The 20,051-nt window shown below is 60.4% G+C and carries 18 protein-coding genes and 3 pseudogenes; 4 read left to right on the plus strand and 17 right to left on the minus strand.

Going from position 1 to position 20,051, the window contains the following annotated elements; all coding sequences use genetic code 11:
* Positions 1 to 146 precede the first annotated feature (146 nt).
* Complete coding sequence (locus NXC14_RS24590; protein ID WP_085780657.1) at positions 147 to 884, plus strand: hypothetical protein; 738 nt, start codon at positions 147 to 149, stop codon at positions 882 to 884.
* Between the two features lie 6 nt (positions 885 to 890).
* On the opposite strand, the pseudogene NXC14_RS24595 reads toward NXC14_RS24590, so the two are convergent.
* The 3 genes and pseudogenes from NXC14_RS24595 to NXC14_RS24605 all read right to left on the minus strand — a co-directional run bounded on the left by NXC14_RS24595 (position 891) and on the right by NXC14_RS24605 (position 4,241).
* A pseudogene (locus NXC14_RS24595) lies at positions 891 to 2,311 on the minus strand (ISNCY family transposase).
* Between the two features lie 185 nt (positions 2,312 to 2,496).
* A complete protein-coding gene (locus NXC14_RS24600) occupies positions 2,497 to 3,498 on the minus strand; it encodes an IS30 family transposase (RefSeq protein WP_085780658.1) in 1,002 nt (333 codons plus the stop codon).
* A gap of 179 nt (positions 3,499 to 3,677) precedes the next feature.
* Positions 3,678 to 4,241 carry a threonine transporter RhtB gene (locus NXC14_RS24605; protein ID WP_085780659.1) on the minus strand — a complete coding sequence of 188 codons (564 nt, stop codon included), beginning with the start codon at positions 4,239 to 4,241 and terminating at the stop codon, positions 3,678 to 3,680.
* Between the two features lie 126 nt (positions 4,242 to 4,367).
* Here NXC14_RS24605 and NXC14_RS24610 point away from each other — a divergent pair, with 126 nt between their 5' ends.
* Positions 4,368 to 4,571, plus strand: a complete 204-nt coding sequence (locus NXC14_RS24610; RefSeq protein ID WP_085780660.1) for a hypothetical protein — start codon at positions 4,368 to 4,370, stop codon at positions 4,569 to 4,571.
* A 47-nt stretch (positions 4,572 to 4,618) separates the two neighbouring features.
* Here the strand turns inward: NXC14_RS24610 and NXC14_RS24615 are convergent.
* The 14 genes and pseudogenes from NXC14_RS24615 to ccoN all read right to left on the minus strand — a co-directional run.
* Positions 4,619 to 4,928 (minus strand): annotated as a pseudogene (locus tag NXC14_RS24615) (hypothetical protein); the annotation flags it as partial.
* Between the two features lie 112 nt (positions 4,929 to 5,040).
* Entirely contained in the window at positions 5,041 to 6,255 is a 1,215-nt protein-coding gene (gene hemA / locus NXC14_RS24620) for a 5-aminolevulinate synthase (RefSeq protein WP_085780661.1), read from the minus strand.
* A gap of 269 nt (positions 6,256 to 6,524) precedes the next feature.
* Positions 6,525 to 7,202 (minus strand): CBS domain-containing protein, encoded by a 678-nt coding sequence (locus NXC14_RS24625; RefSeq protein WP_085781248.1) that lies wholly within the window; start codon positions 7,200 to 7,202, stop codon positions 6,525 to 6,527.
* A 96-nt stretch (positions 7,203 to 7,298) separates the two neighbouring features.
* The gene (gene ccmE, locus NXC14_RS24630; protein WP_245362224.1) at positions 7,299 to 7,877 is read right to left on the minus strand and encodes a cytochrome c maturation protein CcmE; all 579 of its coding nucleotides are present in this window, start codon (positions 7,875 to 7,877) and stop codon (positions 7,299 to 7,301) included.
* Positions 7,878 to 7,955: 78 nt separating this feature from the next.
* On the minus strand, positions 7,956 to 8,621 hold the full coding sequence (locus tag NXC14_RS24635; protein ID WP_085780662.1) for a Crp/Fnr family transcriptional regulator: 666 nt from the start codon (positions 8,619 to 8,621) through the stop codon (positions 7,956 to 7,958).
* A 33-nt stretch (positions 8,622 to 8,654) separates the two neighbouring features.
* Complete coding sequence (ccoS, locus tag NXC14_RS24640; protein ID WP_085780663.1) at positions 8,655 to 8,813, minus strand: cbb3-type cytochrome oxidase assembly protein CcoS; 159 nt, start codon at positions 8,811 to 8,813, stop codon at positions 8,655 to 8,657.
* Positions 8,810 to 11,092 (minus strand): cation-translocating P-type ATPase, encoded by a 2,283-nt coding sequence (locus tag NXC14_RS24645; RefSeq protein WP_085780664.1) that lies wholly within the window; start codon positions 11,090 to 11,092, stop codon positions 8,810 to 8,812. Before NXC14_RS24645 ends, ccoS begins: the two co-directional genes overlap by 4 nt.
* Positions 11,089 to 11,574, minus strand: coding sequence for a FixH family protein (locus NXC14_RS24650; protein WP_085780665.1), 486 nt, complete (start codon positions 11,572 to 11,574; stop codon positions 11,089 to 11,091). Before NXC14_RS24650 ends, NXC14_RS24645 begins: the two co-directional genes overlap by 4 nt.
* Entirely contained in the window at positions 11,571 to 13,139 is a 1,569-nt protein-coding gene (gene ccoG / locus NXC14_RS24655; RefSeq protein WP_085780666.1) for a cytochrome c oxidase accessory protein CcoG, read from the minus strand. The genes NXC14_RS24650 and ccoG overlap by 4 nt, the downstream gene beginning before the upstream one ends.
* A 171-nt stretch (positions 13,140 to 13,310) precedes the next feature.
* Positions 13,311 to 13,495 (minus strand): annotated as a pseudogene (locus NXC14_RS33640) (hypothetical protein).
* 109 nt (positions 13,496 to 13,604) lie between these two features.
* Complete coding sequence (gene ccoP, locus NXC14_RS24665) at positions 13,605 to 14,468, minus strand: cytochrome-c oxidase, cbb3-type subunit III (RefSeq protein WP_085780667.1); 864 nt, start codon at positions 14,466 to 14,468, stop codon at positions 13,605 to 13,607.
* 1 nt (position 14,469) lies between these two features.
* Positions 14,470 to 14,622, minus strand: a complete 153-nt coding sequence (locus tag NXC14_RS24670) for a cbb3-type cytochrome c oxidase subunit 3 (RefSeq protein WP_085780668.1) — start codon at positions 14,620 to 14,622, stop codon at positions 14,470 to 14,472.
* A gap of 8 nt (positions 14,623 to 14,630) precedes the next feature.
* Positions 14,631 to 15,365 carry a cytochrome-c oxidase, cbb3-type subunit II gene (gene ccoO, locus NXC14_RS24675; protein WP_085780669.1) on the minus strand — a complete coding sequence of 245 codons (735 nt, stop codon included), beginning with the start codon at positions 15,363 to 15,365 and terminating at the stop codon, positions 14,631 to 14,633.
* An 8-nt stretch (positions 15,366 to 15,373) separates the two neighbouring features.
* On the minus strand, positions 15,374 to 16,996 hold the full coding sequence (ccoN, locus tag NXC14_RS24680) for a cytochrome-c oxidase, cbb3-type subunit I (protein WP_085780670.1): 1,623 nt from the start codon (positions 16,994 to 16,996) through the stop codon (positions 15,374 to 15,376).
* Between the two features lie 238 nt (positions 16,997 to 17,234).
* On the opposite strand from ccoN, the gene NXC14_RS24685 reads away from it, so the two are divergent.
* Together NXC14_RS24685 and NXC14_RS24690 are read left to right on the plus strand one after the other, a co-directional pair.
* On the plus strand, positions 17,235 to 17,966 hold the full coding sequence (locus NXC14_RS24685) for a helix-turn-helix domain-containing protein (protein ID WP_085780671.1): 732 nt from the start codon (positions 17,235 to 17,237) through the stop codon (positions 17,964 to 17,966).
* 26 nt (positions 17,967 to 17,992) lie between these two features.
* Positions 17,993 to 19,918: a PAS domain S-box protein gene (locus tag NXC14_RS24690; RefSeq protein ID WP_085780672.1), complete on the plus strand. Its 1,926-nt coding sequence runs from the start codon at positions 17,993 to 17,995 to the stop codon at positions 19,916 to 19,918.
* The last annotated feature ends 133 nt before the right edge of the window (positions 19,919 to 20,051 follow it).

Here is a 20,051-nt window from a genome sequence, read left to right on the forward strand (position 1 = left end):
ACGGGCTGGGCCGGGTTGAAAGGGCGGAGCGGGGGCGGGTGATGATGCTCCTCTTCGGCTTTAGCTTTCTCAGTAGCAATTGTTTCGTCGCCGGCTGATACTCGTGCGCACCTGCATAGGGGCGGGGTAGGGATCAAAGTCGCACGATGCTTCCGGAAATCAAACTGCAGGGTGACGTCAATGTCGCCGCGCTGTCACCACTTGTTCGCGGCATGCTTCTGTCCGTTGCCTATGCTGACGGTGAGGGTGGCATAGGATTGACGGCGACCGGCGCCATGAGCCGCAAGTTCGTGCATTGGGCCGCTGTGCACTTCCTTTGGCCAGGGTTCACAGCCGAAGATCTCTACAGCATGAACAAGGTGCTCAATGAAAGCGACATGCCGCCGCTTTGGGTCGTGCGCGACATGACCCGCCATCTGAAGCTTCTACGCCGGAGAAAGGATGTGCTGCTGCCAACCAGACGCGGCCGCGAGTTTCTGGTGAACCCTAACGCCTTCTTCGATTTGGTCGCCACGGATTATCTCTATTCCTACATCCACGCCACCGAGCGGGAAGAGGAGGTGCAAGCGCGGTTGCGCTGGTGGCGCATGTTCCTCAATCTTCTCAATATCAAGGCCAGAGAAGGTTGCACGCCAATGGAGGTTGTGAAAATCCTCTATCCAGATCTGGCGCCTCTTTCGGAAGCTGAAATGACCCTGGAAGCCTGGAAGCTGAAATCCGATCTAAAATACGGCGTCTTACGGCGCTTGTGCTGGCTCGGCTTGCTCTATGAAGTAAGAGAGGGGCTCACACTCTTCCAGGACGGATCCTTCCACAAGACACCGCTTTGGTCCGCATGCCTGCAGCTGGAATCGGATACGCAAAGCGACATCGGCGTGCACTGACGATCTTTATTCCGCCGCTGGTTGCCTCAATAACGCTTTCTCTCGCCGTGCAATCACCGCCGGATCGTTCATGTAATCTGTCCTCGGCTTGCGTCCCGCTTCTGATAGCCGTTGGCTGTGCTACCGTCCCGAATGCCAAACATATGATCCATCTGCCCGGTGCGTCGGGGACCACTCTTGCTGCGTTGCTGTTCTCGGCCGGCTTGCAACTCGGCGACGATCGACAGCATGTCGTCCAGCCGCTTGTTGTCGACGACCTCCGCACGATGCACCGAGCGCAACGTATCGAAGGTCCTGTAGGGCAGGGAAAAGCTCTCGTGCATGATCTCGAGCCGTCCGTCCGGGTAGTCGCAGACGATCACTTTCTGGCCAGCCAGTGGCCTGGAAATCTCGGTCGGATCGAGAATGAACAACACCTTCTCGTAGCGTAGCGTCAGAGATTGCGACAGCGTGCGGACTTCCTTCCGGCACATGGCACCATCGAGGTTCTCGTGGTTGACCAGCGGTCGGTGCATGTCTTTCGGATTGCGTGGCGGCTTGCCGAAGCGCCCGTTGAAATCCGCCATGAACTCAGGCGCATAGGCAGTGGCAGCCTCGATCGTATCGATGCCGCGAAGCCGCATCTCCTTGACCAGCCGATCCTGCAATGTCTGGTTGGCACGTTCCACCCGACCCTTGGCCTGAGGGGTGTTGGCGCAGATGATATCGATGTTGAGCTCATAGAGCGCCCGGCCGAACTGCGTCAGACCGCTTGTCCTGTCCTTCTTCGACGGATGCGTCGATCGAAAGACACCATGTTTGTCGCTGTAGAAAGCCAGCGGCTTGCCCCATTGCTGCAGATAAGCCTTCGTCGCATGCAGATAGTCGAACGTGTTCTCCGATCCGGCAAAGCGAAGATGCAAGAGCTTGCCGGGGGCGTCATCGATATAGACAAGCAGGGCGCACTTGGGGCCGCGGCTCTCGAACCACCAGTGATGCGAGCCATCGATCTGCACCAGTTCGCCAAAGCAATCGCGCCGGCCGCGTGGTTGGAAAACCCGTTTCTTGCGCTCCCGGCGCGAGACCCAGATGCCAGCCTCGGTCATCCATTGCCGCAGCGTCTCCTTGGCGACAGAGATCCGGTGCAACTCGATCAGCTTCTCACGCGCCAGCGTCGGACCGAAATCCAGATAGCGCTCGCGGATCAGATCCAGCGCCGCATTGCGAAACTCCTCGCTGTGGCGCCGGTTGCTTGGGCGTGATCGCTTCTTTGAAACAAGCCCCGCCGGACCATCCCGGTCATAGGCCTGCAGCAGCCGATGGACCTGACTTCGACTAAGCGCGAGCTGTTCGGCGGCCTGAACGACGCTTAGGCGCTCGTCACGGATCTTCTGGATAAGCTCGAGGCGATGCAATTCTTTCTGCGACATGGTGATCAAAAAGGACATGACGACTCCGACCGCTCATGGTCTCGACCAGGTTGAAGGTCGTCATCCTTGCTCCCAACGTTGGCTTTGACCAGTGCGTCAAGAGGCGAGGCTGTCGCATCTCTAACTGGCCTAACTGTCGCTTTACTAAATAGCTCTGGAGAAGCTAACCCAAGTGCATCATGCCTGTTTTGCAGGATAGGGGATCACCCATCTTCGCGCAAATGCGCCATAAATACCTCGGTCGGTGTCCTGTATCCGAGGCATTTGCGCGGCTGATCGTTGATATGGCGCGTCAGGTTGAGAAGGTCGTGTTGCGACACAACTGCCAAGTCTGTGGTGCCTGGCAGGAAACGTCGAATGCGCTTGTTGGTGTTCTCGACGGTTCCTTTTTGCCAAGGCGCACTTGGGTCGCAAAACCAACTATGCGCACCGATCCCTTCTTCCAAAGCCCTGAATCCGGCAAACTCGGTACCGCGATCAAAGGTGAAGCTTTGACGCGCGAAGGCCGGCAAAGGCGAAAACGCTCTGATGATCTTGTCCATGATCGGGCGCGAGTGCCGGCTCGGATTCTTGATGAGAACGGTATAGCGGCTCTTGCGCTCGACGAGGGAGGTGACATTGGCATGGCCGAGTGGACGTTCGAAGATGAGGAGGTCGCCCTCCCAATGCCCAAACTGCGATCTATCTCCAACAGAATCAGGACGTTGGGATATGCGGTGCGTGGCTGGAAAAACACCGTCGCGCGGCTTCCTGGAGCGCAGTGGACGACGTTTGCGGCGCGCTTCCGGTAGATACTGATAGAGACCAAGCCCATAATCTTCCTTGCTGTAGATAAAGCGATAGATTGTCTCCTTGCAAACGCGAACACGACTGAGGCCGTCCGACAGCAGGCGTCCGGCAATCTGTTCCGGAGACCAGCGAGCCTCCAACTGGTTGATGATCTGTGTTCGCAAATTCGGGTGACGCCGCAGCTTTTTCAGCCGGCGACGTCGGTCCTGCGCAATGTCGTTCGCAACCGTGCTGTAGTAGCCGTCGTAGTCCGGCAGGTCACGATCGCGAAACGTGTTGCGCTTGATCTCGCGGTAAATCGTCGAGCGGTGACGGCCAAGCTGACGGGCCATCTCGTTGACCGGAACTTTCGCCGCCACCAAGTGATGCAGGCGTCGGCGATCGGCGAGGGCAAGCTGCGTATAGCATCGGGACATGCCAAAATCTCCAAAGTGAAGCCATTGAAACCATTGGCATGTCGCACTTGGAAATAGAATGTACCCTCTTACAATAATAGATTGCATAATCAACATTATGGAACACCAGTGTTTGCCAGCCGCGCCAAGGGCTTGCGAAGGCGGCCGCTCGCCGCGCGCAGCAGCAACAGGAGGGGCTTTCATCCATCAAGAGCGCTGAACGTCAAGACGGCGGAGAATGCGACGAGGGTTGCGGATCCGCATCGCCGGGCAAACGACGGTATCCGTTTATCACGTCCAAGGATGACCCTGCCGACCGACAGCCAGATCGAGGAGACCGCGAGGACCACTGATGCGAGAATGGTAATGGATCCTGCAGCAGGCAGCTCCGCTGCGGGAGGGAGCATCGTCAGTCCGATGATCAGCGCTTTGGGATTTAACAGCGTCGTCACGGCCAGCTGCCTTACGCTCACGGCCTCGACCTGGCTCGATCCCATGCCCCAGAGCCGCAGCGCCAGGTACAGCACCCAGGTTGCCGAGATGAGTTTGACGCCTTGCGAAACCAGGGGGTGATCGCTGAGAAAAGAGCCGGCCAGACCGGATGCCGGAAGGACGATCGCAAGATATGCCAGCAGGACGGTGGCGAGTAGCGCGATCGCGCGCCCGACAGTCAGCCCCTGAGATGCCATTGCCAAAATGGCGTTGGTCGGCCCGGGCAAGATGAGAAGCGTGAAAACGCCTGATGCGAAAGGCAGAAGATGCACTGATACGGTCTCCGGTTTCCTCCGCTTCTCATGGTCGCGCCCGCCGGTCGTTGACAGAGATCATTTTGGCGACGGAACATTCCGGGCGCCCCGACGTTTATTGCGGTCAGGTCAGAGGTAGGCGCCATGCCTTGCATGATCAGGTTCATGCTCACTCGATTGGCCACGGGCTTTGGAATAGGATGCGCCGTGGGGTTCTTCGTTTGGCAGAACGGGTTTGCAGCAGCAGACACGCTCGAGAATTATCTGGCAAAGGGCCTTTTCATCTACCTCTTTGCGAGCACCGTCAGCGTGGGTTATGTCGCGACGGCTCTCCTCCTGGAAGAATAGCACCGGAAGATCAAAGCCCTGCTGCGCGGACGTCGGACAATCGCCAATCAAGCGTCCTGTTCCGGTTCAAGACCGGCCGGAATCTCGGACTGCGGCTCCGCCAGGCGCGTGTAAAGGCCGCCTTGGCGCATGAGCGAGGCGTGCGTCCCCTCTTCCACGATCCTGCGTCCATCGCCAGAATCCTCTCCGCCTTGAGCACGGTGGCGAGCCTGTGCGCGATCACGATCATGGTCCGCGCCGCCATCAATTCCTCCAGGCCTCGCTGGATAGCGCCGGCCTTCCCAAGGCAATGTTGTCGTAAACGGAAGCGGCAAACATCGTCACCTCCTGCGGGACAATGGCGATTTCCTTGCGCAGGGTCTGCGGGGGGAAACGCCGTTGTCTCCTCGATGCTTGCTTCAGGCTTTGTCCCGCGAGCGGCGATTTATATCTTTGATCGCGGCGAATATCGTGCATCCTTCCCCCGTGCTCAGGCTACCATCCGCGCCAGCGCGCAACGCGACCAGAGCGAATGCAGGGCCTCGACGAGATGGGCGATATCGGCGTCGGAATGCAGCGGCGTCGGGGTGATGCGCAGTCGCTCGGTCTTCTTCGGCACGGTGGGATAGTTGATCGGCTGGACGTAGACGCCGCAATTGTCGAGCAGCAGGTCGGAGATCCACTTGCACTTGGCGGCATCGCCGACCATCACCGGTACGATATGGCTGGGATTGTGCATATGCGGAATGCCGTTCTGGTCGAGCAGCGAGCGCAGCTTGCGCACCCGGTCCTGGTGGCGGGCGCGCTCGAATTGGCTGACCTTCAGATGCTGGATCGAGGCCACCGCACCGGCGGCGAGCGCCGGCGGCAGCGCCGTGGTGAAGATGAAGCCGGAGGCGAAGGAGCGGATGAAATCGCACAGCGCCGCGGAGGCGGCGATATAGCCGCCCATCACCCCGAAAGCCTTGCCGAGCGTGCCCTCGATTACCGTCAGCCGGTCCATCAGCCCCTCCCGTTCGGCAATGCCGCCGCCGCGCGGGCCGTACATGCCGACGCCATGGACTTCGTCGAGATAGGTCATTGCCCCGTATTTGTCGGCGAGATCGCAGATCTCCTTGATCGGGGCGATATCGCCGTCCATCGAATAGACGCTCTCGAAGGCGATCAGCTTCGGCGCCTTCGGATCGGCGGCTTTGAGCTTGGCTTCGAGATCGGCGACGTCGTTGTGCTTCCAGATCACCTTGTCGCACTTGGCGTAACGGATGCCCTCGATCATCGAGGCGTGGTTCAGCGCGTCGGAGAAGATGATCAGGCCGGGAATTTTGGCGCCGAGCGTACCGAGTGCGGCCCAGTTGGAGACATAGCCTGAGGTGAAGATCAGTGCTGATTCCTTGCCATGCAGATCGGCAAGCTCCCGCTCGAGCAGAACGTGATAATGGTTGGTGCCAGAAATATTCCGGGTGCCTCCCGCACCCGCGCCACAGTGGTCGATGGCGGCCTTCATCGCCTCGATCACCTTCGGGTTCTGGCCCATGCCGAGATAGTCGTTGGAGCACCAGACCGTGACTTCCTTCTCGCCGTCGGCCGTATGGCGCGTCGCGCGCGGGAAGTTGCCGCGGTGACGTTCGAGATCGGCAAAAACGCGGTAGCGGCCCTCGGCATGAAGCCCGTCCAGCTCGTTTTTGAAAAATGCTTCGAAATCCATCAGATGCTCCCTTTTGCGAGGTCAAGCGATACATCGGGGCAGCCGGTCGGTATTTGATCTCCGTCAAGTTCGGCGCAAGTCGCGTGCTTTCGCGGGGGTCGCCGTGATTGCGTTACATCAATGAGGAAGCCTGTGGCTGGTGTAGTGTCACGGGGCGAGTCGGGAGCTCCCGTGTCAACCAGGGAAGTTGACAGATGGCTTGCTCGATTCCAGATCGAGCAAGCCTCCTCGTCACTTCGGCGTGACGGCGCGCCAACGCGACCGAAACTTCAATCCAGGTTGCGAACTGGCGATACGAGCAGGCAATCCTTATAGCCGGCAATGCCGCCAAGGCCCTCGATGAGAACCTTGATCGCCCTGCGCTTGAGCTCGGATTCCACGTGTCCGTCGACCGTCACCTGCCCGTTCCGGACGGAAACCTGGACTTTTTGCGGCGTCAGACCGAGATCCGATCTCAGCCGGGTTCGCACCGCCAGCGTGATGGCCTCGTCTCCCCGCGGCAATACGGTCGTCGGCGCCTCTGCGATGACACGCAGGATATCCCGTCGGCTCACGATCCCGACCAGACGTTCGTCTTCGACGATCGGCAGCCGCTTGATACGGTGCACCTGCAAGCTTTCGGCAATATCGGAGACTTCGCTGTCGGGCCGGGCGACGATGACGTCCTGGGACATGACATCCGCCACACACCATCCGTTGCTGCCAATGTAGCGTTCGAGGTCGATCTCGGATATCAGCTCCGGCGCCCGCGCCGGACGGGGAGAAAAGCGGACCTCCCGGCGTAGGAGCAGATCACCCTCCGTCACCATGCCGCAGATGCGGTCGTGGTCGTCGACGACGGGAAGGCCGCTGACATGATTTTGCAGCATCATCGCGACCGCATGGCGCACACTCACCACCGGGCTGATCGAAACCACATTCGTGGTCATTATATCCCTTGCTTGCATGGTCGCTGCCTCACTGATCATAATTGTATTTGAAGATATGCTAGAGACAGGGTGTTCATACCGCTTTGATCTTCATCAATCTGCTCATGACCGCCGTCACATTCGCTCCGGGCGCGCGCCCTCCAGCGCCGGATGAGCCAGCACTTCGTCCGGATTGACGGCGGTGGAGGAGATGGGTCCGACGAGGGCTTTCGCCTCCTGCTCCTGCCCCGGATCTTGGCTCTGCCCCTGCCCCTGGCCTTCCTGCCACAGCCCCTGCTGTTTCAGCTTGTCGGCCACCTCCTTCGGCATATAGGTCTCGTCATGCTTGGCAAGCACGGTGTCGGCGACAAAGACGTTGCTGCTGGCGGCAAACATGCCCTCGGTGACAACGCCCTGGCCCTCGCGGAACAGATCGGGCAGGATGCCGGTATATCTGACCTTCACCGCATTGGCGCTGCCGTCGGTGACGGAAAACTCCACCGTCGAACCGGCGCCGCGTACGACGCTGCCCGCCCCGACCAGGCCGCCGAGCCGGATGCGGGTCTCCGGCGCCACCGGCGTCTTGGCAAGATCGGCCGGCATGTAGAAATAGGCCACCGATTGGCTGAAGGCGAACATCACCAACAACACCGCCGCCAGGATGAAACTCATCCCGCCAGCAATCACCGCAAGGCGCTTCTGCTTGCGCGTCATCCCTTATCTCCTGTGGCTCCCGCCACCACATTGAAGCCCGGCCAAATTACGGCGTGTTTTGCCGGCTTGTTCCCGACGTCAGCAGGCCTTCCGCAACAGATCGACACTGTCGACCAGCACGACCTTACCTTTGACTTCGACACCTGCGGGAACGAGCGCCGCGAATGCCCGCGACAGCGCTTCGGGCGCAAGCCCTAGTTTGCCGGCCAGAATCCTCTTCCGGTAAGGCAGGCGAAACGTGGCCTGTGAAGCTGCGGCAGGGCACCGGCTTACGAGGTAGTTCGCGACGCGCTGCGCGGCCGTGTGCAGCCGGTCTCCAGCAATGCGATCCATTGCGCCGAGCAGATGTCGGGTCATGATACGCATGACGTTGCGATGAATGAAGGGGTAGCGGTCGGCGAGAGCCCGCAAGTATGCAAGTTCGAACAAGGCCACCTCCGCCCCGTCGGCGGAACACGCGCTGTAGGCGTAGGCTCCGCCGCCCGACAGAAGATATTCGCCGAAGGTGTCGCCGGGCTCGCAGACGCAGACATCTGCCTCGCGCCCGGTGGATTCGGATTTGGAAAGACGGACGAATCCGCTGATAATGCAATAGACGAACGACGCCGGCTGGCCTTCGGCGATGATCCGCTCGTCAGGAGCGAAGGTTTGCAACTGAGGTGTGGCGGCCAATTCTTGTATCGTGGCGTCGTCGAGGCCGTCGAACAGGTCAGACCGCAAAAGTATGGGATTTTTCGCAAGCATCGATCTTCCTCTCATTTTGACCCGGATGCGGCATCACGGTCCTTTGCGCTCGGTTTCGTCTTCGACGAGAATTCGCCAGGCGGCACCTTCAAGGTCGTCGTACTGGCCGCTTTTCAGCGACCAGAGGAATGCGAGCAGGCCCATTCCCCCCATCAGCAGCGCGATCGGGATCAGATAGATCAGCATGTTCATGCGGTCTTCACCTCTCCGCTGGCTTGCGCTTCGCTCCGCATGGGAGAATGTTTGCCAAAGGCATTCAACCGCAGCGCATTGGTTACGACGATGATCGATGATGTCGACATGGCCACGGCTGCGATCAGCGGCGTCGCCAGTCCGGCGATCGCGATCGGAACCGCCAGCACGTTGTAGCCGATGGCCAGAACAAAGTTCTGCCGGATCAGGCTGGCGGATCTTCGCGCAATGGCGACCGCTTGCGGAACGGCACCGAGCCGATCGTTGAAAAAGACCAGATCGGCGGCCTGCCTGCCGATGTCGGATGCGGTGGCGGGCGCAATCGAGACATGCGCTGTGGCAAGCGCCGGGGCGTCGTTGATCCCGTCGCCGACCATAAGCACGCGGCGACCCTCGCCGCTCAGCCTTTGGCATTCCTCGACTTTCTGCTTCGGTGCCAAGGCGCCCAAAGCCCTTTGAATGCCGAGAGCCTGCGCCGTGTTGTCGACGACATTTTGCCTGTCGCCGGATACCATCAGCGTTTCAAGGCCGGCTGCAGCGAGAGCGCAAACAGCTTCGGCAGCACCCGGGCGAAGCGTGTCGTCAAAGAGGAAACGTGCCAGATCGGCGCCGTTCTTCGACAGGATCACCTCCGAAAACGGCCCATCCTCCGTGCCGGGCGTAGGGCCGGTTCCGCAGGCAAAGGCGCGGTTGCCCAGCCGATAGACATCCGTTCCATTGCAGGCCTCCAGCCCCCCGCCGGGGATTTCCGTGACCCTGTCGAAGGAGAATGAAGAAGCCTTCTCAATGTCCCGCAGCAGCGCCTCGGAGAGAGGATGCCGTGAATGCGCGGCTAATGCGGTGGCGATGGCGGCACTGTCCGCCTCGGTGGCTTCGACCGCGACGAGACGCGGCCGCCCCATCGTTAGTGTGCCGGTCTTGTCGAAGGCGACGATATCAGCTTCGGCGAGTCTTTCGAGCGCAGAACCGTCCTTGACCATGATGCCCTTGCGGAAAAGCTCGCCCGCAGCGACCACCTGGACCACAGGAACGGCAAGGCCGAGCGCGCACGGGCAGGTAATGATCAGCACCGCAACCGCGACCAGCATCGCCTGTTTCCAGTCGCCGCCGAAAAATCCCCAGCCCAGGAAGGCCACCAGCGCCAACAGGTGCACGGCCGGGGAATAGAGTGCTGCGGCCCGATCGGCGATCCGGCGATAGCCGGCCCTGCTGCCTTCGGCAGCTTCCATGAGGCTGATGATTTCTGATAGAAGGGAATCTCTCGCCACTTTCGTCGCCCGCAGGATGAGAGAGCCGGTCAGGTTCATTGCCCCCGAATTCACCGCGCTGCCTTTAGCGACTGCGACCGGCCTGATTTCACCGGTGACGATGGAGAGGTCCACGTCGCTCTCGCCGCTGACGATCGTGCCGTCGACCGAGATGCGCTCGCCTGCCGCGATCGCGATATCGTCACCCACCGCGATCTCTTCCACCGGAACGTAGCGGCGCGATCCGTCAGTCATCATCAGCAACGCCCCGCGCGGGGCAAGTCTTGCAAGTCCGTTGATCGCGGCGCGGGCCTTTTCCCGCATGACGTGATCGAGCGTTCTGCCGATCAGCAGAAAGAACAGCAGCGAAACCGAGGCGTCGAACCATGCGTGTTCGCCGTGATGCACCGTCTCCCACAGGGAGACGGCATACGACAGCGTCACGGCAAGCGAGATCGGAACGTCCATGTTGGTGCGCCCGCGTTTCAGGGCGTTCCATGCCGATTTGAAGAAGAAGCGCCCCGCATAGACCAGCGCGGGGGCCGCAATCATCGCCGAGATCCAGTGAAACATGTCGCGGGTCGCCGCGTCGGCGCCAGACCAGACCGACACCGAGAGCAGCATGATGTTGGCGGCTGCAAAACCCGAGACTCCGATCGCCAGCAGCAGCTGGTTCCTGATCCTGTCGTTTTCAGGTGCGGCGGGTGTGAAGAGATGCGCGCGGTATCCGGCCGCATTGATCGTTGCCAGGATTTCGGAGGGGTCAGTCGCCCGCTTCTCGATTTCCCCTTGATAAATGCAGCTGACCCGGCGGGCAGTGAGATTGACCCGGGCTTTTTTGACGAAGGGAAGCGCCGAGATCGCCTTTTCGAGGGTGGATATGCAGCCGCCGCAGTGGATGTCGGGTACACTGAGGTCGAGCTGATGCAATCCGGCCCCGAGCGGGTGGCTGGCGAGCCGAATTTCGTCGGCGCTGGCGGATGTCGCGCTGAGGGCGAGCACGCTTTCCGTATCCATGGAGCAGCAGGTCATCGGCCAAACTCCGCAGTATCGATGCGCTTGGCCTCATGCATGACGACCAAGCCGTTCTTTCTCGATATGGCTTCGACGATCCAGTCGCCGCCGGCGACCTCGTGGTCGGCTTCGAACCGGCCCTCGCCCGTCTTCCGGAGGGTCAGGTGGAAATCCTCGTGATCACCGACCGGCCTTTTGAAATTCAGCGTGACTTCGTCGATGATCGCAGGCGCGCCGTTGCCATCACGGATGTCGTAGCGGATCGCGCGGCCGTTGACGGAGAGAGCGCCCTCAACGCCGGAGGCGGCAATCGCCTTCATCGCTGCCGCCTTGCTGTTGAATTCCTGGCTGGCCACATAGGTGTTTTCGACGACCAGGCCGCTCCAGCTGGATGAAGCATACACGGCCATGGTGACATTGACGGCGATCACGACGGCGAAAAATGCCGAGGTGGCAAGAAGCATGTGCAAACCGGTAAAACCTCTAGTGGAAGCCTTCATTTCACCTCTCCCGGTGCGTTGAACGCCGCGCGATAGGTCGCCCGGTCGGAATGGCCCGTATCTTCGATGACGAAGAGGAATTCGTTGATCTCGGCCCCGTCAGGCTTGCGCGTCACGAAGACCTTGATCGTCGTGGCCGCGTCAGGTTCGGCATTGACCGTGAAGCTGCGGCCATCCTGCCTGCCGTACTCGGGAATGCGCATCATGCCGCCTTCGAGCCCGACGAGAGTGATGGTCACATCCCGCGGCGTCGGCACCATGTTGAGGACGCGAAGTGTGTAGCCGTTGCGGATGGAGCCGTCGCTTTCAAGGACATATTGGGGGTTGCGATCATGGACGACGTTGAGTTCGAGTCGTTCGCGGAAGGCAAGATGGATGACCATGGCAATGCCGATCGATGCCCAGACGACGGCGTAGAACACGATTCTCGGACGAAAGATGATCCGCCAGTCGAAATGCCGGACCGCCGAGATGAAGCTTCCATCAGCGTTTCGGACATTCGAGGGCTGGATAGCTGTCCGTCCTCCGTCCGTCGCAAGCGACATGTTGCTCGAATATTCGCTGAGCGTCGCATAGGCGATCAGGCCGCGAGGTTTTCCGAGCTTGTCCATGACGCCGTCACAGGCATCGATGCAGAGAGCGCATGTGACGCATTCCATCTGCTGGCCGTCGCGAATGTCGATTCCCATCGGACAGACCGCAACGCAGGCATTGCAATCCACGCAATCACCGACCGGCAGGCCCTTGGCCTGGGCTTTCTTGGCGTGGCGCGCCCTCTGCTCGCCCCGCCAGTCATTGTAGGTGACAACAAGCGAATTTTCGTCGAGCATCGCGCCCTGAATGCGCGGCCACGGGCACATATAGGTGCACACCTGCTCGCGCATGAGGCCGCCAAGCAAATAGGTCGTGGCGGTCAGGATGGCGATGGTCGCATAGGCGGCGGCAGGGGCACTGCCGGCAAACAGCGAAGCCGCCAGGCTCGGCGCGTCGGCAAAATAGAAGATCCATGCGCCGCCGGTGGCGGCTCCGATCAGCAGCCAGATCGCATGCTTGATCAGCCGCTTGCTGAGCTTGTCGAAGGTGAAGGGGCCGGCGTCGAGCTTCATTCGCGCATTTCGGTCGCCTTCGATGGCGCGTTCGACGACGAGGAAGAGATCGACCCAGACGGTTTGCGGACAGGCGTAGCCGCACCAGGCGCGGCCGACCGCGGCGGTGACGAGGAAGAGGCCAAACCCCGCCATGACGAGCAGGCCCGCGACATAGTAGAATTCCTGGGGCCAGATTTCGATGAAGAAAAAGAAGAAACGCCGCGAGGAGAGGTCGACGAGAATTGCCTGACCGGTGGCGTAGGGGCCGCGATCCCAACGGATCCACGGCGCCAGGTAATAAATGCCGAGCGTGATCAGCATCACCATCCATTTGAACCGGCGGAATCGACCCTCGGCGCGCTTTGGAAAAATCTTCTTGCGCGGCGCATAGAGAGGCTGTCGGTTGCGCCGGGCGTTGACCGGCTCGACACTGACGCGCTCGATGTCATTCGGATCTGGGGCGGTGTAGAGATTCATGGGAACCTGTCCAGTGTTTGCCTGCCCTTGTCCCACCCGCGGCGCATCAGTTCCTTGATGCAGATCAAGAAATGACCTTTCGGAATGAAAAGGCCACGCCCTGGGGTAAGGGCGTGGCCGGAGGACAGCGGGGGAGAAACACCGCTGAGATGTCCTCGACAGGAGCTGAAACTATCGGCTCGTCTGCCTGTCATCCTTGAGGCAGATCAAGCTTACGATCGAATTTCCGATCTTTGCCGCATCCTCCTGTTCGGCCGACGGCGGGACCGCCTTGGCGCGTTCCGAAACGCGAGAGCGGATGATGGCGCGCGGGTGCCGTAGAGACCGAGGATGGGATTGTGATCGTGAACTGTCATCGCTTCTCCTTGGAGCATTTCCGTTTTCTTCCAACCACGGAACTGCCCTGTCTCTCTGTTTTCTCACCATCGCGGCCCAAAATCGCCGCCCACTTCTGCTGGAATTGCTCTAGGTTCCGCCGCCGAGCGAATGAACGAAAATGGTGAGCTCCTTGACGGTCGTATCCCCGAGGCGCGCAGCCCAGGCAGGCATGACGCCATGTTTGGGAGAGGCGACCTGGCGAACGATGGCGCCTTCGCCGCGCGCCTTCAGCCAGATCGCGTCGGCGAGATCCGGCGCTCCCATTTCCGCCTTTCCTTTGGCATCCTCGCCGTGACACGCGGCGCAGTTGTCGAGAAAGACCTGCCTTCCGGCCTCCGCGAGAGCGGGATCCGAGGGCGTATTGGTCAGGCCCCAGACGTAGGCAGCGACCTGCCGCATCTGGGCAGGCTCGAGCACATCGGTAAAGGCCGGCATCTCGGACGCGTGGGTTTCGGCATCCGAATCGAACCGGATCCCGTGGGCGATCGTCGCCTGGATGGCGCCCAGGTCGCCGCCCCATAGCCAGTCGTCATCGTTCAGGTTAGGAAAGCCAGGGCCGCCGCTCGCCCCCGAGCCATGACAGGGCGCGCAATTGACTTTGAATGAGGACGCACCGCCGCCGATTGCGAATGCACGGAGGGCAGGATCGGCGTCGATCTCCTGGACTGTCTTTGCCGCGATCAGGTCGTGAAACTGCGTCTGGGACGCTTTGGCCTGGTCCAGGTCCTGCTGCAGCTCCGCGCGAGTCGAGTAGCCGAGATAACCTTTCGTGGCGGAAGTGATCATCGGGATCGCGGGATATGCAATCGCATAGCCGACCGCCCAGAGAATGGTGGCGTAGAAGGTCCACACCCACCAGCGGGGCATGGGATTGTTGAGCTCGCGGATGCCGTCCCATTCATGTCCGGTCGTTTCGACGCCGCTCAATTCATCGATATGTTTTTCCGACATCTCAATCGTCCTTCAAGGGAATATCGGCGGCCTCTTTCGCCGTCTGCTTGCTGCCTGGGCGAAGGGTGAACACGACCACCCCGACGAAGAATGCCGCCATTGCCACCAAGCCCCAGCTATCGGCGAAGTGTCTCATTGCGGTGTAGGTTTCCATGGATCACCTCAACGGTAGCCGGTCGCGTCGTCATAGGTCGAGAAATCGACCAGCGTTCCGAGCATCTGCAGGTAGGAGACGAGCGCGTCCATTTCGGTCAGCTTGGCCGGGTCGCCGTCGAAATCGCCGACCTTCGCCTTCGGATAGCGTTCGAGCAGGGCCGTCGTGTCCGCGTTCGGATCGGCCTGAGCTCTCATGTCGGCTTCCGCATTCGCCAGCATGTCGTCGCTGTAGGGCACGCCGACGTCCTCGTTGGCCTTGAGGTCCATTACGACATCCTTGACCGTCACTTCCTGCTCCTTGAGGAAGGCGTAGCTTGGCATGATCGATTCCGGCACGACTGCCCGGGGGTCCGCGAGATGCTGGACATGCCATTCGTTCGAGTAACGTCCGCCGACACGGGCCAAATCCGGCCCCGTACGTTTTGATCCCCACTGGAACGGATGGTCGTACATGGATTCTGCGGCCAGTGAATAATGGCCGTAGCGTTCGACTTCATCACGGAAAGGCCTGATCATCTGGCTATGGCAGAGATAGCAGCCTTCACGGATGTAGACGTTGCGTCCTGCGAGCTCCAGCGGCGTGTAAGGACGCATTCCTTCCACTTTTTCGATCGTGTTCTGCAGGTAGAACAGCGGTGCGATTTCAACGATGCCGCCGATGCTGACGACGAGCAGCGAGCCGACCAGAAGAAGCGTCGCGTTTTTCTCGAGGATCTTATGTTTATCCAATATCGATGCCATGTCTCACCTCATTCGGCAGGCTGTGCCTGGGGTACGAAAGTGGTCGGGATTGCAGCTTCGTCGCGCTGGTGGCCGCGGATCGTCATGAACACGTTCCAGGCCATGACGAGGCCGCCCGCCAGGTAAAGCGTTCCGCCGACCGCGCGTAGCACGTAGTAGGGGATCATCGCCGCGACCGTCTCCGCGAAGGAGTAGACGAGGAAGCCCTGGGAATTGTATTCGCGCCACATCAGACCCTGCTGGATGCCGGCTACCCAGAGCACGGCGGCGTAGATCACGATCCCGAGGGTCGCGAGCCAGAAGTGCCAGTTGACCATCCGCAGGCTGTAGAGACGTTCGCGCCTCCACAGTTTCGGTGTCAGGTAATAGATTGCCCCGAACGTGATCATCCCGACCCAGCCGAGCGCGCCGGAATGCACGTGGCCGATCGTCCATTCTGTATAATGGCTGAGCGAATTGACTGTCTTGACCGACATCATCGGGCCCTCGAAGGTCGACATGCCGTAAAAGGCGATGGCGACGATCATCATCCGGATGACCGGGTCGGTGCGGATCTTGTCCCAGGCGCCCGAAAGCGTCATCAGGCCGTTGATCATGCCGCCCCAGGAGGGCATCCAGAGCATGACCGAGAAAACCATGCCGAGCGTCTGGGCCCAGTCGGGCAGCGCCGTGTAATGCAGATGATGCGGACCGGCCCAGATGTACATGAAAATCAGGGCCCAGAAGTGGATGATCGACAGCCGGTAGGAATAGACTGGCCGGTTGGCCTGCTTCGGCACGAAATAATACATCATGCCGAGGAAGCCGGCGGTGAGGAAAAAGCCGACGGCGTTGTGGCCGTACCACCATTGCGTCAGCGCATCCTGGACGCCGGAGAAGAGAGAATAGCTCTTGGAGCCGAGGAACGAGGCCGGAACGGCAAGGTTGTTGACCACGTGCAGCATCGCGATAGTGACGATGAAGCCGAGATAGAACCAGTTCGCCACGTAGATGTGCGGTTCTCTACGCTTCAGGATCGTTCCGAGATAGACGGCGAGATAGGCGACCCAGACGATCGTCAGCCAGAGGTCGACATACCATTCGGGCTCGGCATATTCACGGGCCTGGGTGATGCCGAGCACGTAGCCTGTCGCCGCCATGACGATGAAGAGTTGGTAGCCCCAGAAGACGAACCAGGCGAGGCTACCGCCGAAGAGCCGCGCGCGGCAGGTCCGCTGCACCACATAAAAGGACGTCATGATCAGCGCGTTGCCGCCGAAAGCAAAGATGACCGCCGATGTGTGAACCGGCCGCAGCCTGCCGAAATTAAGGTAGGGCGCGATATTGAGGTCGGGAAAAGCCAGTTGTAGCGCGATGATAACGCCAACAAGGAAGCCGACCACGCCCCAGAATACGGTGGCGATCAGGCCGTAGCGGACCACTTCGTCGAAATAGCCTGACAGGTCGACTTTCTGCCGCTGGTCCGCCGGTGTGAAATCGACCTTCCTGACAAGGAGCAGGGTCCCGGCAACCAGGCAGAAGCTGAGTATTCCCATATGGATCGCAAAAAGATGATCGTGCGCGAATGCGGCTCCAAGCAGCGCTAGAAACGTCGCGACCGCGAGCATCATTGTTTCCATCGTGTAATTCATGATGTCGTCCCCAGTGCAAAGACGACCGCCCCGCGGCCGGCTTTCTCGGTAGTTCGGGGCAGGACTGTCACGAAGCTAGCGATGGCTCCTTGATCTACATCAACAAGGGGACCTCACGCCGCGGATGGACCGCCGCTGTTACACACTGTTACTTTCTTTCACCCTTTGGCACCGTCCGCTCATTCCCTTGTGACGCGACAGCTTTCTACTGCACCCACTGCCACGAGGGGACACGACGATGCTGATGCAGAACAACCACGCATTCGAAAATGCCGAGAAAACGGTCGAAGCAATTGCTGCCGGCCAATCGCTTTCGTCGCTTTTCCTGAGCTCGGCGGCGGAGCCTGTCGCAGCCGGCAAGGCGATTTGCTGGGAGGGCGACCAGGCGAAACATCTCTTCCAGGTGGAAGAAGGCGTCGTTCGCCTGCATCGCATCATCGGCGAGGGCCGCCGGGTGATCACAGCCTTTCATTTCGCCGGCGATCTCATCGGCGCCTCGTTGCAAAACGACTTCATTTTCACGGCGGAGGCCGTCACCGAATGCAAGATCCGGCGCATGTCGCGCAAGAGCTTTCACGAAGAAGTCGCCCGCTCCGACGCGCTCGGCCCGGCCTATATCTCCCTGCTTTGCCAGGAGGCGACCGCCGCTCATGAACAGATGGTGCTGTTGTCGAAAAAGAATGCCGAGGAGCGTCTCTGCAGCTTTATCCTCAAGCTTGCGTCCCGCCGCAACCTGCGGCCGCGCCAAGGCCTGGTGCGCGTTCCCATGAACCGCCAGGACATTGCGGATCATCTCGGCCTCACCATCGAGACCGTGTCTCGCACGATCACGAAACTGGCGTCTCGCAACATCGTTATTCCCGAGGGCAGGCACGACCTGAGGATCGTCAATATTGCCCGGTTGAAACAGTTGTCCGGCGACGCTGATGATTTTTCTGACGATTCCTGTCATAGGGTCAACCTGCACTGATGCAAAAAGCCGCAGGATTGACATTCATGCCTCACCGCCTCGTGTCACCGAGAACCGCATCGCCGCAGGAGCTGGATGCCATGGTGCACGTACTCGACGGAGCGGATATCGTCGTTCATCGTTTCGACGGAACGATCACACACTGGTCGATCGGCTGCGAGAACATGTATGGCTGGGCACGAGAGGAAGCCGTCGGCGAGAAGGTCCATGAACTTCTGGCGACGAAGTTTCTCGAACCGGCGGAAAACATCCGCGATCAGCTGAAATCGCGCGGCTTCTGGCAGGGCGAAATCATTCATCGCCACAAGAGCGGTCATGACATTCACGTCGCATCGCGCTGCGTGCTGGTCAGCCTGCCGGACGGAGAGCTTACGGTCATCCAGACAAACAGCGATGTCAGCGCACTGAGGCAAGCTCAAGAGGCGGTCAAGTCGCGTGAGGCGCATCTCAGCTCAATCCTCGACACCGTACCCGATGCGATGGTGGTGATCGACCATAAGGGAAAGGTTCTGTCATTCAGCAAAGCTGCTGAAAAGCTGTTCGGAATGCCCGCGGATGAGATTTGCGGCCGTAACGTCAGCAACCTGATGCCCACCCCCTACCGTGAAGCGCATGACGGCTATATCGACCACTATATCGAAACCGGCGAGAAGCGCATTATCGGCTACGGGCGCGTCGTAACCGGACAGCGGGCCGACGGCTCACAATTCCCCATGGAACTGCACGTTGGAGAGGCGACGGCCAACGGCGAGCGGATTTTCACCGGTTTTGTCCGCGACTTGACGAGCCGCTTCAGGATCGAGGAGGATCTTCGCCAGGCGCAAAAGATGGAGGCGATCGGACAGCTGACCGGGGGCCTTGCGCATGACTTCAATAATCTCCTGACCGTCATCAGCGGCAACCTCGAAATGATCGAGGACAAGCTGCCGCCTGGCAGTCTTCGGGACATTCTCAAGGAAGCCCAGTCCGCCGCGCAGGACGGAGCGATCCTGACCGGGCAGCTGCTGGCCTTCGGCCGCCGGCAGCCGCTGAACCCCAAGCATGCCGATCTCGGTCAGCTCGTGAGCGGCTTTTCGGATCTGCTACGGCGAACGCTCGGCGAAAATATCAAGCTGTCGACCGTCATTGACGGGTCGGGCCTCGACGTGCTCGTCGACAGCTCACAGCTCCAGAACGCCATTCTGAACATCGCCCTCAACGCAAGGGACGCGATGCCGAGGGGCGGCAGTCTGACGACGACGATCTCGCGCGTCCATCTCGACGCAGATTATGCCAAGATGTTCCCGGAGGTGCGCAGCGGCAACTTCGTCCTCATTGCCATGACGGATACTGGCATCGGTATGACCGAGGAGGTCAGGAAGCGCGCGATAGAACCATTTTTCACAACCAAGGAAGTCGGCTCCGGCACGGGGCTCGGGCTCAGCATGGTCTATGGTTTCGTCAAGCAGTCGGGCGGGCATCTGCAGCTTTACAGCGAGGTGGGGCGCGGCACGACAGTCAGGATATATCTGCCTGCCATCAGTGACGCAAAGCCTCGGGAGCCGGCGTCGGATCTTGACAGCGGCGAGAGCCAGCTGCCGCGCGGCGACGAAACAGTGCTGGTCGTGGAGGATGACGCCCGCGTCCGCCGCGTGGCCGTCGCCAGGCTGGCGTCAATGGGCTACACGGTGCGTGAAGCCGAAAACGGCCACCGCGCACTCGACCTCCTGCGGGAGAACCCCGGCGTCGCGCTCCTGTTCACCGACATCGTCATGCCGGGCGGGATCACCGGTGACGAACTCGCACGGGAAGTGCGGGTTATGCGGCCAGACATCGCGGTTCTGTTCACGTCAGGATATTCCGAGCCGGGTCTTGTGGAAAAAGGCACCGTTCCCGGCGCACAGTGGCTGCGTAAGCCCTATACCGCCAAAGAACTGGCCTTGAAGATCCGCGAGCTTCTCGACGCGAAGTGACTTCGGGCCTGTTGCCATTGTCGGCAGACAGACAAAAACCTGATCCCCAGCTTTTTTCGCGAATTTGATGGGGGTCAAAGAACCGGATTCCGGCATCTCCTAAGACCGGTTCACGCGGCGGATGGAGCCTCGC

The organism is Rhizobium sp. NXC14, from assembly GCF_002117485.1.
GTDB lineage: Bacteria > Pseudomonadota > Alphaproteobacteria > Rhizobiales > Rhizobiaceae > Rhizobium.